Source organism: Nocardia sp. JCM 38205, assembly GCF_058222935.1.
Genome location: NZ_JBYHFL010000001.1, coordinates 185,271 through 199,686, shown reverse-complemented (window position 1 = coordinate 199,686; position 14,416 = coordinate 185,271). Strand labels below are relative to the sequence as shown.

The following is a 14,416-nucleotide window of genomic DNA, read 5'->3' as shown; positions in this document are numbered from 1 at the left end:
GCGGTGGTTGTGGCGTCCGGCATGCCGCAAACTGGACAGATGACCATATCGACGCAGGCGCGTGAGCACCTCGCGACCGTCTTGATCGCCGAGGACGACCCGAACGTTCGCTCCACCCTCGATCAGCTGCTGCGTTTCGAGGGCTATAGCGTCCTGCTCGCCCGCGACGGGCGGGAGGCGCTCGAGCTGCTGGATCGGGAAGGCCCGGATCTGGCCGTGGTGGATGTGGTGATGCCGCAGCTGGACGGCCTGTCGCTGTGCCGGCTGCTGCGGCGGCGCGGTAACCGGCTGCCCATCCTGGTGCTGACCGCGCGGCATCAGGTGGGCGACCGGGTCGCCGGACTGGACGCCGGCGCCGATGACTATCTGCCCAAACCCTTCGACACCGAGGAACTGCTGGCCAGGCTGCGCGCCCTGCTGCGGCGCAGCACCTTCGATCTGCCGGAGCAGGCGGCGGCGCTGGCGGTGGCCGACCTGACCCTCGATCCGGTCACCCGGCAGGCCCGCCGCGGTGGGCGACCGCTCGACCTCACCCGCACCGAATTCGACGTGCTGGAACTGCTCATGCGCAACCAGCGGGCGGTGCTGTCGAGAAGTCAGATCTACCAGCACATCTGGGGCTACGACTTCGACACCGAATCGCGGTCGCTGGATGTCTACATCGGGTATTGCGACGGAAAACCGAAGAGGGTGGCGAGCCGCGGCTCATCCACACCGTGCGCGCCGTCGGTTACACCATCCGGGAGCAGTGATGCTGCGGGCTCGTTTGACGCTGGTGGCGGTGACTGCGGCGGTGGCGGCGATCCTGGTCACTGTCGCCACCGCGTACCACAATGTGGCGCCGCTGGTGGGCGCGCAGGTCGAACGCGGCCTGTCCGATCGGGCCGACACGGTGCTCGCTCTCCTGGCCGTCTCGGCGCCGCTGCCGGTCCGCCCGGACATGACCGAACAGCTGTTGTTGCCCGACGGCACGGTGCAGCCGCTGACGCCGGGGCGCGCCGCGTTGCCGGTCAGCATGGCCGACCGTGCCGTCGCCGCGGCCGGGCACGGTGTCAACGCCAACAGCATCGTCGTCGACGGCGTGGGCTACGACGTGCTGACCAAGGCTCGCGCGCACGGCCAGGGCGCGGTGATGGTCGGCCAGAACATCGCCGAGGTCGATCGCATCGACAGCGAATTCCTCTGGCGCACAGCATTGATCACCGCCGCCGCGGTTGTTCTGGTGGCGGTGTCGAGCTGGCTGCTCATCGGCCGGATCCTGCGACCGATCCGCCGGCTCGCCGCCGCCACCGCCCGCATCTCCACCACCAGGGAACTGTCGGCCGTGCTGCCGGATCCGGGCCGCGGCGAGGTCGCCGAGCTGACCCGCAACTTCCACAGTATGCTCGCGGCGCTGCGCGTTTCGCGCGCCCAACAGCAGCAGCTGGTACAGGACGCGAGCCATGAACTGCGGACCCCGCTGACCTCGATCCGCGGCAGCGCCGAACTCCTACAGCGCGCCCGCGGCCGGTTGGCGCCCGAGGACGAAACTCAAGTGCTGGCAACGCTCGTCCAGGAAGCCAAAGCCCTCGACGCGCTCGTCGGCGAACTCGTCGACCTGTCCGCCGACCGCTACGCGACCGAAACGCCGACGCCGGTGGCGCTCGCCGATCTGGTGCAAGACTGCGTATCCCGGATCCGGCGCCGCACCGGACGCACCGTCACCGTGACCGCCGAGGCGCCAGCCACCGTGACGGCACGACCGAGAGCCCTGACCCGCGCCATCGACAATCTCCTCGACAACGCCACCAAATTCAGCCCCGCCGACACCACCGTCAGCGTGACCGTGCACGGCAGCCGAGTGGCCGTCCGCGATCACGGCCCCGGCATCGACCCCCGCGAGCGCCGCGCGATCTTCGCGCGCTTTTACCGCGCCGATCACACCAGGTCCACACCGGGCTCCGGGCTCGGGCTGGCCATCGTCCATGACGTCGTCACCGCACACGGCGGCGACGTCTTGGCCGCGAACCACACCGCTGGAGGGGCGGAGGTCGGATTCGTCCTTCCCCAAGCAAGACCTGACGGGAGCGAACCGCCGGAAAAGCGCTCCGTGGTCGAGCTGTAGGGACACGGCAACATCGACGGCTCGCGTTCACCGCGTGGACGACGATCTCAAATGATCGGCGGTGACCGCAGAAGTCTCCTCGGTGGCTGCCATCGCAGCTTCGCGGCTTGTCAACTGTATGGTGCGATGCGGGACAGGCCGGTCCGCCCGACTGCCGGTGATGCGGCCTCAATCGAGCCAGGATGCACGGCTATCGCGAGCCTGATCGTCCAGCATGGATCGAACCACAGCGCGATCCTGCGATTCCTTTTCTCCCCAACGACCCAGTGAGCTGCCATCGAGTGAGAAGAGAACCCCAACGCCCGATCGGTGCCGCGCGGTAACCAGGGTCAGTTCGTGGGCGGCATGAGTACCGCGTCGATCAGGTAGACCGTCGCGTTCTCGGTCTGCACGCCGCCGCAGATCACCGCGGCATCACCGACCTGAATATCCTCACCGGACCGGGTGACGGTGACCTCGGCTCCCTGAACGGTCTTATGGGTGCCCGCGACCTCGTCCGGCGAGAGCCGGCCCGGCACCGCGTGGTAGGTGAGCACCGTGGTCAGCAGTTGGGCGTCGGTCTTCAACGTCTCGATGGTGGCGGGATCGACCGCCGCGAAGGCCTCGTCGACCGGGGCGAAGATGGTGAACTCGCCGGAGTTGAGCGTGTCGACCAGGTTGACCTGCGGATTCAGTTGCCCGGATACGGCCGCGGTGAGCTGGGTCAGCAACGGATTGTTCGCCGCGGCCACGCCCACCGGTTCGGCGGCCATGCCCTGGACCGAGCCCGGTCCGCTCGGCACCTGCTCGGCGTAGGACGCGCAGCCCGGCCCCACCAATCCGGCGGCGGGATCGCCGGCGGGCATCGAGGTGCCCGGCGTCATGGTGGTTTGCATCGCCTCCGTCGTCGTCGCCGGCGATGAGGAGTCCGATTCGTCATCGGTGCATCCCGCGGCGGCCGTGACGGCGAAGGCGAGCAGAGCGGTAGCCAAGGCGGCTCTGGTAGTTCTCATGTCGTTCACCAACTTTCCTCGGGCGGCGGGGGTCCGTCGCAACTGCCGATGTTCTTCACATGCCCGCGCACTCCGCGATCGGTGCGGGATAGCGGGCGAGGTCGACGCCGTGGCGCCAGGGACGGTGGATCGCGGCGCCGGGCAGCTCGGGTATCCAGCGCCGGACGTGATCGCCGTCGGGATCGAAGCGGGCGGCCTGCCGTAGCGGATCGAGGGTGCGAATGCAGATAGGGCGACAGGTGGGAGGTGGCGTCGGCGTCGAGCGCGTCGCTGAGCCGGTCGCAGTCGCGCACAGCGCCAGAGACCGACTGGTGCAGCAGCTTTCGTCCGGTGGTTGCGCCGCCGACGTGCACTTGCGGGGAGCTGGGTTCTCGACAGAGTTCGGCAACGGCCGGTAGCTGGTCGGTGGGCACGGTTGGTGTCGTGAGATGGGTGGGTGCGGGAATGCGCGGCGGTGGTCGTCGATCCAATGCCGGAAATACGGGGTGAAGACCGCGAAATGATCGCCGCCACCGGAGGGGCGCAAGGCGGCCGGATCCACCGCGGTCACCGATTCGCCGAAACGGGTGATGATGTCGCGAATCCCGCCAGCAGGATCGCCATCCGATTCCGTCCGGCCGTGGTGAACGTCTGCATCCGCAACTCCTCGGCTTCTGTTCGGTTTCCATCAACGCTAGCACAAAACGATGCATGAACGACGCATGGAGCACATTGGCTCGCCGGGCTTAGTGGGCTGATCTCACTCGCCTGCCCGGGTGCATGGCCGCGATGGCACCGCGCGGTGCGCTCCGGGCCTCGCGCGTGCGGCTCTCGGGCGGCGAGCCGCACGCGTCGTCGGGGCAGAATGATCTGCATGCTCGCCGGCCCGCCTCCCGCTCCCGACTCGCCCGGTTATCCGGTGCGGGTGGTCGCCGAACGCCTCGGCATCCCGACGGCGACACTGCGCAGCTGGAACCAGCGGTACGGCATCGGGCCCGCCCGCGAGCCAGGGCGTCATCGTCTCTACAGCGAATCCGATATCGCCCTGCTGGAGCAGATGCTCGCGCTGATCCGCGCGGGCGCGAGCCCGTCGAGTGCGGCGGCCTCCATCGCGGGCAAACGCACCGCGCCGGAGCGCGGCGGCTGGGCCGCGTTGCTAGACGCGGCCTTCGAACTCGACACCCATGCCATGGCCGATCTGCTGGCCACACACCTGGAAACCTTCGGCGTCATCGACACCTGGGAACTGCTGTGCCGCCCCGCATTCGCCGAGATCGTGGCACGTCAGCTGGGCGGCGAGGGCTGCGTCGACGTCGAGCATCTGCTGTCGTGGTCGATCACCGCCGCATTGCACACCTACCTGCCGCCCTCCGTCGGCGCGCGGCGCCCGCAGTCGGCGGTGCTGGCCTGTACCAGCGGCGAAACCCATGTGCTGCCGCTGGAAGCGCTGCGCGCCGCGCTCGCCGAACGTGGTGTGCGGGTGCGGATGCTCGGCGCGAACGTTCCGACGGCGGCGCTCACCGATACGCTCGCCCGCACCGATCGCCCGCCCGCCGTCGTGCTGTGGTCCCAGCAGGAGTCGACCGCTTTGATCTCGGCGATTCGCGCCGCGGGCGCGACCGGTGCGCGGGTATTCGTCGGCGGTCCGGGCTGGGAGTCGGCGATTCTGCCGGAATCGGCCCAGAGCCTGTCCGGACTCGCCGACGCCGTGGACCGGATCCTCGCCGCGGACGCCTGAGCCGACCGCCCCCGGCCGTATCCGGGGAGAGCCCCGTCACTCCGCCGATGGAACGACGCGTAATCGAGGCGTGGCTAGCATCCCACCGACCAGGACAGCGACTCCTCGAGTGGTCACGCATGGCCGCGAGGACGCCTGCCAGGACGCGACGCGTGGCCCGGAGGTTGCCGGCGGAGAGTTCGGCCGTGGCTACCCTGGCGCAGGAGCGGCCAACTCGGGCCGCGCCGTTATTCGAGCTAACGGTCAGTGCGGGTCACCGGGGGCGGGTTCCAGTTGCCGTCGATGACGGCCTGGTCGGGCCAGTACAGGCGCAGCATGAGATTGAACTCACCTGAGGCAGGCGCGGGAAGCCAGTTGGATTCTCTTGGAGTACCGGGGGTTTCGCGCTGAATATGGATGTCCAGTGAACCATCGGAGTTGGCGCGCAGATGTTCCCCGCGCACGGCGTAGCGATTGATCGGGTTGTCGACGAAGAAGCCGCTGTCGTTGTACATCGTCAGGGACCAGAAACCCGTGACCGGTGGTTTCTGGTCGGCGGGAAAGTGCAGCACGTAGTTGTTGTCCGCGCTCAGCTGGGCGCCGGTGTCGTCGAGGCGGGTCGAGGGGTAGATGGCGTCCTGTGGCAGGTTCGCGCCGAGCCCGGCGTAGGCCACCACCGCCCGGTCGGCGTAGGCGGTGCCGTAGTCGCCGACGCCGGTACGGGAAACGGTCCAGCCGTTGACCGTCGTGTTACCCATATCCCTCTCGATCTGCGACAGCGCCGTCGGCCACGCTAGTTCCCAGCGCGTGCGCTCGGACTCGGGGAGGGAAGCGAGGTTGAGCGCAGTGTCGGGGCGCCAGCCTATCGAGGCCAGTTCCGCCAGCAGAACTTCGTCACCGGGGCGCGTCTGGGCGTGTGAGAGCGCCGCGTAATAGAGGTCCCAGTACTGCTGCGGGGTCAGGTCGTGAATGTATTCGGCCACCTGCACCCGCTGCCAGTCGGTGTGGATCTCGGTATTGGTCGGCGGGGTGTACGGGCTGCCGTAGGAGCCGAGTGGGACCGCGCTCATGCGGTCCTGGAGCGCGATGACGCCGGGCAGGTCCTCGGGCCCGTCGACTTGGATGCGACCGATCATCCAACCGGTGTCGGTGGGCAGGCGGTATTCGTGCACACCGGCGGGGAGGGTACCGGCGAAGTCCGGGCCGACGATGGCGAACTGATAGCCATGCTGGTCATCGAGCGTGCGCGGACCAGCGGAGGCGTCGACGTTCGACCACATGTCCATGATCGGGAACAGGTGATAACGCCCGCTCATGTCCGGCACGCTCACCACCAGCGGCTGGGTCGAGACATCGAAGAACATCGACGTGTACACGGTGTCGACGTTCGGGCGCACAACGTCGGTGAAGCCGGCGCCGGGCAGGAAATGCAGATGAGCCAGCTGGTTCATCGGCGCCGCTCCGATGCTGGGATCCGGCACTGGGTAGTTCGTCGCCTGACGCCGGCTCACTTCCACCGACACCAGCGGATAGGTGTAGACATACGCCTGCACCTCGAGATCACCGGCTGCCGAATCGATTGCGCGCGAAGACGCCGAGGACTCGGCCGTACGCGTGACGGCGGCCATCGCGGTCGCGGTAACCGAACCGATCGCGGCTGCGGCCCTGCCGCGCCGAGACTTCGAGCTGCTGACCACCGCATCCTCCTTGGTAGGAATGTCGCCGAGCACAGCAGAGCCGACCGTCGGTCTGTCAGCTTCCTACCCAGAGTAGCCAGCACCTGCGTCCTGGGGCGGAATACGCGGGCATTGCGCGAGTCTTTTTCGTCGCTGGCTGTGTTGTGGGTGGTGGTGCTGGTCGGTCCGCGCTGAGCGTCGCCGCGGAGCACTGTCGGAGCCGATCGTGCCCCGCTGGGCAGACGGTCAACGCATCGCTGGATCGGTCACCAATGCCGAGCTACCGGCGCCGGCGAGGGCGGCGTCCACGGCGTCCAGCAGCGGGTTTGCCGGGAGGATTTCGACGTTCATCCCGTCAACGCGTCTGTCGCAGTAGACCTGGATCCACACCTGCCCGGTCTCGTGCACCGGGTACACCTGGGACCGTGAGGTGTTGGCGGGTACGTCGAACCTGGGGTGTTGGATCCCGCCGTCGCGGAGATAGAGTGCGCAGTCCTCGGCGCCGGCGCCGTCGGCGTGGACGGTGATCTTGACCTTCTCCCGCCCGCCGACGGCGTCGAATCCAATCGCTGCGGCCCCGGCCGATGGGCCGGTGAGCAGCATCGGCGCGGCTGCGATGGCGACTGCGGTGGCGAGGGTTCCGAGCATTCTGGCGTTCATGATTTCTCCTGGGGAGTCCGAAATGTGCTGCAACCCAGTGTGTGGATTGACGCGTCGCTGGTCCTCCGTGCTGGCACGGGTTCCTGGCCGGGGTGGCACGTAAATGCCTGCGTGCATGCGGCGGGCTGCGAGTGCCGCTCGTGCTTCGCAAGTCTCTCGCTGCGCGGGCGGATCGAGACCGTCGCCGAGGTGCTGGTCGCACGGAGCGGGATACCCGGGCTCGCACGGAAGATTTCGGTGCCTGCACGGTGGAGCGTGGCTGCCAGGTGGGCAAGACTGGATGTCGACCGGGTGATGGTAGGACGGGCGATGAGTCGTCGGGCGCTGGTAGTGACGGTGGTTGCCACTGTGGCGGTTGGGGTCGCCGTCATTGTGGCGGTGGACTGGTCCGATCGGGCAGTCCACGATCCGGCGCGGGCTTTGCTGCTGGGGCCGCGAGAAGCGTTCGTGGCGGCGCAGGGCCCGAATCCGCCGGTGTTCGGGGTGGTCGAGCTCGGGTTGTTCCTGTGCGCCGGGTTGTCGTTCGTGGTGTCCGGGACTCTGGCATGGCGCACCCGGCCGGAGATGCTCACCGGACCGCTGATCGCGGTGGCCGGTGTGTTGTGGCTGCTGGGCGGAATCCGTCGCGCGAGTGACCCGGTGCTGTTCACGGCCGGGGTTCTGCTCACCAATCTGTATCTGCCGGTATTGATCCAGATGGTCCTCGGTTTCCCGTCCGGGCGGCTGCGTCGCCGCTGGAAGCGCTGGTTCGTGGGTGCCGCCTGGCTGCTCGCGACGGTCGGCGTCGCGGCCGAATGGTTGTTCTTCGATCCTCGGCTCGCCCCGAGTACCTACCCATCCACCTCGATCAACCTGCTGCTCATCCGCGATGTGCCGGCCCTGGCCGAGCCGATCCAGCTGGGCGCGGGCGCGCTCGCCCTTTTCATGGGTGCGGCGCTGCTCGGGGTGATCGGGTATCGCTGGTGGGCCGGTTCGGCGGCGTTTCGCGCGGGGTATACGCCACTGGCGGTCGCCTGTCTGCTGTCGGCGGCGGTCACCATCTGGCTGTTGCTCGGCGCCGCGCGGTTCCCGGGCTGGCAGGCCGGATGGGCCAATGACCTGCGGTATCCGACCACGGCGCTGCTGCCGATCGCCGTCGTCTGGGGTCTGGTCCGGTATCGGCTGGCCAAGGCCGCCATCAGTGACGCGATGGTCGAGATCGGTAACGCCCCGATCGAGGAGAGCTTCGTCGGCGCGCTGCGACGCGCCTTGCGCGACCCCACACTGGTGCTGTGGACCTTTGACTCCGAGCGCGGCACCTATGTGGACGAGCACGGGTCACCGCGCGCGCTGCCGCGCGGGAGCGGTCCGCGGGCGGCGACTGTGCTTGAACGTGACGGAGTTCCGGTCGGTGCGCTCGTCTACGACGAGACGTTGCGAGCCCAGCCGGAGCTGCTGGCCGCGGTGCGCGGAGCCACCGTGCTCGCGTTGGAACATGCCCGGCTACAACAGGAATTACGCGCGCAACTGGTCGAGGTGCGCCGGTCCCGGGAACGCATCGTCACCGCGGGCGACGCCCAGCGCCGGCGCCTCGAACGCGATCTGCACGACGGCGCGCAGCAGCGCCTGGTCGCCGCCGAACTGTTGCTGCGGCGCGCCCAGCGCGCCCCGGATGGTGAACGGTTGCGCGCACTGCTCTCCGACGGCGCCACCGAACTTGCGACGGCGCTGACCGAACTACGTGAGCTCGCCCGCGGGGTGTATCCGCCGGTGCTGGCCGAAAGTGGCATCGCCGCGGCGCTGCATTCACTGGCCGAGCGTGCCCCGTTGCCGGTCGAGATCCACGACGGCCTGCGGTCGCGGCCACCGGCCGGCGTCGAGCTCGCGGCCTATTTCATCGCCGCCGAAGCGGTGGCCAACAGCTGTAAGCATGCCGCGGCGCGGCTGATCGCCATCGAGTTGCGCTGCGACGGTGCCGCCCTGTCGCTGGTCATCGCCGACGACGGCGTCGGCGGTGCCGTCATCGCCCCTGGCGGCGGGCTCAGCGGCCTGAGCGATCGCACCGCCGCACTCGGCGGCACGCTCACTGTCGACAGCCCGGCAGGCGGGGGCACCCGGATCACCGCCGTCCTGCCCGTGGACCCCGACCCGACGTCCTGACTCCGGCCCGGCAGGCGGTTTCCCGACCTGCGCGAACGTAGTTCAATGGAGATGGGCCGCCGTGAAGGATGGTGGTTGGCGATGGAGACCGGGCAGTTGACGACCGGCAGCCTCTTCGCGGGATACCGGATCGAAGGGCTGCTCGGTACCGGCGGCATGGGGACGGTGTATCTCGCGGCGCATCCGCACCTGCCGCGCCAGGTCGCGTTGAAGGTCCTGCACACCGGCCCCGCAGTCGATGAGTCCCTGCGCGCGCGCTTCGAACTGGAAGCCGACCACGCCGCCCGGCTCGAGCATCCGAATATCGTGGCCGTCTACGACCGTGGGCACGTCGCGGACCGGTTGTGGATCGCCATGCAGTACGTGCCGGGCACGACCGCCGCCGAGTTGGTGCGCACCGGGCCGGTACGGCCGGGGCGGGCGCTGCACATCGTCAGCGAGATCGGGCGGGCACTCGACTACGCGCACCACCGCGGTGTGCTGCACCGCGATGTGAAGCCGGCGAATATCCTGCTCGGTCCGCCGCCGGGCCCGAACGAACCCGAACGCGTCCTGCTCGCCGACTTCGGCATCGCCAAAGCGCTGGACGACGCCACCGGGCTGACCCGCACCGGCATGTTCGTCGCGAGCCTGGAATACGCCGCGCCGGAACAGTTCGGCGACAGCGCCATCGATGATCGATGCGATATCTACGCGCTCGGGTGCACCTTCTACGCGCTGCTCATCGGCCGCCCGCCGTATTCCGGCCGCAGCCTCGCGCAACTGTGGCAGGCCCACAGTCGTGGCCCGATCCCCAGGCCCAGCCGGGGCCGGGACGGCATTCCCGCGCGCCTGGACCCCGTGGTGGCCCGAGCGCTCGCGAAAACACCCGGGGAGCGGTATCGGACCTGCCGAGCATTCGTGGCCGCTGCCGCCGAGGCACTCGGGATCGAACCGGCCGTCGTGCCCGACGCCGTGTCGACGGACGCCGATCCGACGCGATTCGACTCGCTGCGCGCCTCGCCCGAGCGGCGCGATACTCCGCTGCGGGTCGTGCTCGCTGACGATTCGGCCCTGCTGCGGGGCGGGGTCGTGCGGCTGTTGCGGGATGAGGGCATCGATGTGGTCGGCGAAGCCGGTGACGCGCCGACGCTGCTGCGCATGGTCGACGAGCATCGGCCAACGGTGGCGGTGGTCGACATCCGGATGCCGCCGACCCACACCACCGAAGGCATCGATGCGGCGATGGCCATCCGCAGCGATTTTCCCGGCACCGCCGTGCTGCTGTTGTCCCAGTACGTCGAGACCGAGCACGTGTCGAGCCTGATCGCGGCCGGCACCGCGGGACTGGGATACCTGCTCAAGGATCGGGTCTCCGACATCGACGAATTCGTCGGTGATCTGCGTCGGGTCGCCGACGGCGGGTGCGCCATCGACCCGAGCGTCATCAGCCGTATGGTGGCTCGCCCGCATCGGGAGCAGCGCCCGATCGACGGACTGTCCGAACGCGAACGGGAAGTGCTCGCACTGATGGCCGAAGGCCGATCGAACAAGGCGATCGGCGCGGCCCTGTTCCTCGGCGAACGCACCGTCGAGGCGCATGTGCGGGCGATCTTCGTCAAACTCGGGCTGCATCCCGAACCCGACGACCACCGGCGCGTGCTCGCGGTCCTCGAGCACCTGCGCTCGGCGAACGCGTGAACACCCGGCACGGTATGCCGGTGCGATACCGGGTGTTCAACGATCGATCAGGCCACGCTGCCGGTCAGGGGTGCGATCAGCCCCGGTAGCCCGACACACCATCCCGACACTGCTCCCGGGGCTGCCGCGGGCGGTGCCGTCACCAGCGGTGCCGGGACGCTGGTCGCGACAGTCCATCCGAACCCGGGGGCGGTGACCAGGCACGACCAGACCTCTCCCGCGGGTGCGCTGACAGTGCCGTCGAACGGCGCTAGCGGCGGCCCCGGAGTCACCGACGGCGCGGCCGCCGCCAGCGCCATACCGGACATCATCAATGGCGCAGCCAAAACCGTTGCCACTGCGACACGTTTCATGGTGGTTTTCATCGTGATCTCCTTTGTTTCCGGCGCCGATGCCGCCGGGCGAATGATCCAGCGAATGCTGGTCACGAAGAATTCTTTCCGGCTGGCCGATCAGCGGATACCGTGCTGCCACGGAGCGCGGTCCGTGCGGCCTCGGGTCGAGTACCTATGGGTCACCGCCGTCGCGGCGGGTCTATCGACCGGCGAAGGTCGAGAGGAGCATCTCGACACCGCTTTCGAACCGAGACCGCTCATCGCCTGATCGTTTCCAGTGTCTCCGCCCTGCCCTGTGACGACGCTGGACTGCTGGCGGCCGGAGGCATGATAGGGGCAGCGACTTCGGGGCCGAGCTGGGCAAATTCCGCAACCGGGTGGGCCGATCGCGTCGACTACCTCGACGTCCGCCTCGACCCCGCGCTCACGATGAACACGTGGAAACTATCCGCATTCGGCGCGGTTCCCGTGTGCGACGCCACATTCGTCCGACCCGACGGCCACGTTGCCCGGGTCAACCCGGTCGGCATCCCCATCGACCCCGACGCACCGACCGCCGCCCTCGACTGGTGGCCGGGCGTACCCACCGACCCGGCTACCGCCTGAACCCGAAGCCCCGAATCACATAGGGGACTGCGGTACCGCGCCGGATCGTCCAGGGCCGACCCCGGTGACGCAGGTCCTTCGACCAAGCCGAGGGACAACACCACGTCGCAGTGGATTCGCACGCCCGCGATGTGACTGGGCCCCGCGCTCACACGCGGCACTCGGTCGGGGCGGCGGTCAGTCGTGGCTGGTGAAGAAGTCCTCAACGGTGGCTACGGCGGCCGGGCGTGAATCGAAGTGCTCGAAATGCCCGGCGTCGGGCGGGATTGCCCAGCGCACCTCCGGATGTACTGGTGGTAGGGGAGTACGGCTGGTGATTTCCTTGGCCGGCCTCCGGATTCGGCTGCGCGGCAGCGGGGTGACAGGGGTGCCGAGGCGGATACGGGAGGTGAGCATGCACGCGCAGGCCAGCAGGATCCAGCGATCCGCGCTGCGAGTGCTCCATCGCCGCTCGCCGACCAGTGCGTCCCAAACCAGAACGGCGTCCCACCCGGCTTGCACGGCAGTGTGAGCGCAGCGGGCGAGCAAGCGGGACTCGGCGAAATCTCCGAAGTTGGGGATCGTGAATGCGAACCGGATCTCGCTGCCCGGCCGGACACCGGTCGCCGTGGTGTGGTCGTTACGGCGATCACTGTGTGCTGCCATCGAACGCTCCCTTCCCTGCGATGACCGGCCCGCCGTATTGCCGGACGTCATGGAGCGGGCGTCAGCGGTGAGCCGGAGGGAGGGTTCTTGCGGGTTCGGGTTGAGGCAGATCGGCGTCCCTTCGGGATCGAGAACGATCTGCCAGGGCGGCTGGCCTTCCCAGTTGGGGGCGCGGCCGGGCTGGAAGTCGGGCACGGTGGCTCCGAGCTGGACGGCGCGCTCGATGGCGCTGGTCAGGTCGTCGACGGAGAGGTGGAGATGGACGCGTTTTGGGGTGCGCGGGTGGCGGGCCAGCGCGGAGGCGTGTGGCCGGTGACGGCGCCGAAGCACAGTGTGGTGTGCCCGTCGCCGACCATCGCGTACTCCTCGCTGCACTCCTGGATGCGCCGGCGCAACAGCTCGGAGTAGAACTCGGCCAGCACCGGCGGCCGAGCGGCGTCGATAGCGATGCAGGTGAGGTGAATCATGTGGGGTCCCTTCTCGTCGGCTGGGGTTGGTTCGCGGCGGATCAGTGGTCGTCGGGGAGTGCTGCCATGGCTCGTTCGGCGAGTCGGCGTAGTAGTGGGGCGAGTTCGGGTGGGTCGAGCAGGGTGTAGGGAATGGGGAGGACGGCGAGTTGGGCGGCGAGGTATTCGGGGGTGTCGGGGTAGGTGGTGAGGAGACAGGTGTTGTCGTCGGCGGGTTCGAGGATGCCTTGGTGGGCGCTGAGCCGGTGTTGGGCGTGGGTGAGGGGCTCGTGCAGCAGGACGCGGGCTTGACGGACACCGGCCGTACGGCGCGGTGATCGAGTCAGCCAGGCGGCCGCGTTCATGCCGTCGGGCAGTTCGCGGGCGGGCACGCGGACGCCAGTGCGGTGCACGGTGGTGATGCGGTCGAGCCGGAAGGTTCGCCAGTCACCGCGGTCGTTGTCGAAAGCGATGAGATACCAGCGGGTTCCGGCGGCGACTAGCCGGTGTGGTTCGGCCAGTCGTTTGGTGGGCTCGGCACCGGGTTTATCCCCACAGGCGGCCAGCGCAGCGAACGCCAGAACGGATCGTGAGAGCTGGCGTGAGCGGCGACGATTTCCGCCGAGGCCTCGGGGCGCCGAAGGTCCGGTCGAGGTAGGTGGCGAACACCAAGGGCCTGCCGTGCGAGACCGGCGAGCCTGCTGGACATTTGCTCAACACTCGCTACAGTTCGGGTCTGCATCTTCCGCCGCCGTACCGGGTAAGCGGTGATGAAGGTGGTGGTGTGGGTGTTGAGGAGGTCGGGGTTGGTCGAGGGGGCGAGCTTCAGTGACCGTTTCACTGCGTTGCTCACCGCTTGGGAGCATCAAACCGGCCAGCATCTGGGTAACCAAGATATTGTCGAGCTGCTCGACGATGTGGGTTGCAAGCTATCGGCAACGTATGTTTCGCAGCTCAGAAACGGGCATCGGCAACATCCCTCTTCTCGGGTGGTGCAGACACTGGCCACGGTATTCGGCGTCACTGCCGCCTACTTCTATCACCCGGACCGGCCCGACGAGACTCGCTCGGACACGGCCATTTGCGCAGAGCTCGCCGACCAGCGACTACGCCAACTCCTCAGGATTGCCGTCGACCTGTCGCTACGCAGCCAGCAACTGTTGGTCGACATGGCCGACCGGCTGCGCCGCGCCGAAGGCTGTCTCGACAACACTGAATGGTGACCGAGTTACCCTGTCGGGCAGGGGCACTGGACCCTTCTGTCGATCTGACTGCGGTAGGTCCGCAGCGACGAACCGCGCGGCACACTCGGTTCCGGTCGAGCCGCCGCCCATTGGGGCAACCGCCGTGGGATTGGTCGAGCCCGTACCGAGAGCCAGATGCTCTAGCAGGGCAGTACCCGCGCGGATTCGCATGCTATGCGAGCTAACGACATTC

At 68.5% G+C, this 14,416-nt stretch carries 15 protein-coding genes and 2 pseudogenes; 9 read left to right on the top strand and 8 right to left on the bottom strand.

What is annotated here, in order from left to right; translation table 11 throughout:
- Positions 1 to 39: 39 nt before the first annotated feature.
- Both AC4HOU_RS00990 and AC4HOU_RS00985 read left to right on the top strand, forming a co-directional pair.
- A pseudogene (locus AC4HOU_RS00990) lies at positions 40 to 752 on the top strand (response regulator transcription factor).
- Complete coding sequence (locus tag AC4HOU_RS00985) at positions 752 to 2,104, top strand: HAMP domain-containing sensor histidine kinase (RefSeq protein ID WP_194992022.1); 1,353 nt, start codon at positions 752 to 754, stop codon at positions 2,102 to 2,104. The pseudogene AC4HOU_RS00990 and the gene AC4HOU_RS00985 overlap by 1 nt, the downstream one beginning before the upstream one ends.
- 329 nt (positions 2,105 to 2,433) lie before the next feature.
- Here AC4HOU_RS00985 and AC4HOU_RS00980 read toward each other — a convergent pair whose 3' ends face one another.
- Both AC4HOU_RS00980 and AC4HOU_RS00975 read right to left on the bottom strand, forming a co-directional pair.
- On the bottom strand, positions 2,434 to 3,096 hold the full coding sequence (locus AC4HOU_RS00980) for a fasciclin domain-containing protein (protein ID WP_194992023.1): 663 nt from the start codon (positions 3,094 to 3,096) through the stop codon (positions 2,434 to 2,436).
- 55 nt (positions 3,097 to 3,151) lie between these two features.
- Entirely contained in the window at positions 3,152 to 3,637 is a 486-nt protein-coding gene (locus tag AC4HOU_RS00975; protein ID WP_280499306.1) for an FAD-binding domain-containing protein, read from the bottom strand.
- On the opposite strand from AC4HOU_RS00975, the gene AC4HOU_RS00970 reads away from it, so the two are divergent.
- A complete protein-coding gene (locus tag AC4HOU_RS00970; RefSeq protein WP_228816006.1) occupies positions 3,551 to 3,790 on the top strand; it encodes a hypothetical protein in 240 nt (79 codons plus the stop codon). The two genes, AC4HOU_RS00975 and AC4HOU_RS00970, sit on opposite strands and share 87 nt — an antisense overlap.
- Before the next feature lie 159 nt (positions 3,791 to 3,949).
- Positions 3,950 to 4,813 carry a MerR family transcriptional regulator gene (locus AC4HOU_RS00965; protein ID WP_195007129.1) on the top strand — a complete coding sequence of 288 codons (864 nt, stop codon included), beginning with the start codon at positions 3,950 to 3,952 and terminating at the stop codon, positions 4,811 to 4,813.
- 236 nt (positions 4,814 to 5,049) lie between these two features.
- Here AC4HOU_RS00965 and AC4HOU_RS00960 read toward each other — a convergent pair whose 3' ends face one another.
- Together AC4HOU_RS00960 and AC4HOU_RS00955 are read right to left on the bottom strand one after the other, a co-directional pair.
- The gene (locus AC4HOU_RS00960) at positions 5,050 to 6,489 is read right to left on the bottom strand and encodes a DUF1254 domain-containing protein (RefSeq protein WP_194992502.1); all 1,440 of its coding nucleotides are present in this window, start codon (positions 6,487 to 6,489) and stop codon (positions 5,050 to 5,052) included.
- 225 nt (positions 6,490 to 6,714) lie between these two features.
- Entirely contained in the window at positions 6,715 to 7,128 is a 414-nt protein-coding gene (locus tag AC4HOU_RS00955) for a hypothetical protein (RefSeq protein ID WP_194992503.1), read from the bottom strand.
- A 348-nt stretch (positions 7,129 to 7,476) separates the two neighbouring features.
- On the opposite strand from AC4HOU_RS00955, the gene AC4HOU_RS00950 reads away from it, so the two are divergent.
- From AC4HOU_RS00950 to AC4HOU_RS00935, 4 genes are all read left to right on the top strand, one after another.
- Positions 7,477 to 9,267 carry a sensor histidine kinase gene (locus AC4HOU_RS00950; RefSeq protein WP_324196712.1) on the top strand — a complete coding sequence of 597 codons (1,791 nt, stop codon included), beginning with the start codon at positions 7,477 to 7,479 and terminating at the stop codon, positions 9,265 to 9,267.
- Between the two features lie 81 nt (positions 9,268 to 9,348).
- Complete coding sequence (locus AC4HOU_RS00945; RefSeq protein WP_228815376.1) at positions 9,349 to 10,947, top strand: protein kinase domain-containing protein; 1,599 nt, start codon at positions 9,349 to 9,351, stop codon at positions 10,945 to 10,947.
- A gap of 192 nt (positions 10,948 to 11,139) precedes the next feature.
- A complete protein-coding gene (locus AC4HOU_RS00940) occupies positions 11,140 to 11,550 on the top strand; it encodes a hypothetical protein (RefSeq protein WP_195007131.1) in 411 nt (136 codons plus the stop codon).
- The gene (locus AC4HOU_RS00935) at positions 11,457 to 11,888 is read left to right on the top strand and encodes an aromatic-ring hydroxylase C-terminal domain-containing protein (RefSeq protein WP_416383059.1); all 432 of its coding nucleotides are present in this window, start codon (positions 11,457 to 11,459) and stop codon (positions 11,886 to 11,888) included. The genes AC4HOU_RS00940 and AC4HOU_RS00935 overlap by 94 nt, the downstream gene beginning before the upstream one ends.
- Before the next feature lie 177 nt (positions 11,889 to 12,065).
- Here AC4HOU_RS00935 and AC4HOU_RS00930 read toward each other — a convergent pair whose 3' ends face one another.
- From AC4HOU_RS00930 to AC4HOU_RS00915, 4 genes and pseudogenes are all read right to left on the bottom strand, one after another.
- Complete coding sequence (locus AC4HOU_RS00930; RefSeq protein WP_194989612.1) at positions 12,066 to 12,863, bottom strand: VOC family protein; 798 nt, start codon at positions 12,861 to 12,863, stop codon at positions 12,066 to 12,068.
- A complete protein-coding gene (locus tag AC4HOU_RS00925) occupies positions 12,767 to 13,000 on the bottom strand; it encodes a VOC family protein (protein WP_194989613.1) in 234 nt (77 codons plus the stop codon). Before AC4HOU_RS00925 ends, AC4HOU_RS00930 begins: the two co-directional genes overlap by 97 nt.
- Positions 13,001 to 13,041: 41 nt before the next feature.
- Positions 13,042 to 13,392, bottom strand: coding sequence for a WYL domain-containing protein (locus tag AC4HOU_RS00920; protein WP_490723997.1), 351 nt, complete (start codon positions 13,390 to 13,392; stop codon positions 13,042 to 13,044).
- Positions 13,393 to 13,401: 9 nt separating this feature from the next.
- Positions 13,402 to 13,545, bottom strand: a pseudogene (locus AC4HOU_RS00915) (WYL domain-containing protein); the annotation flags it as partial.
- A gap of 201 nt (positions 13,546 to 13,746) precedes the next feature.
- Here AC4HOU_RS00915 and AC4HOU_RS00910 point away from each other — a divergent pair.
- A complete protein-coding gene (locus tag AC4HOU_RS00910) occupies positions 13,747 to 14,202 on the top strand; it encodes a helix-turn-helix transcriptional regulator (protein WP_195007132.1) in 456 nt (151 codons plus the stop codon).
- The last annotated feature ends 214 nt before the right edge of the window (positions 14,203 to 14,416 follow it).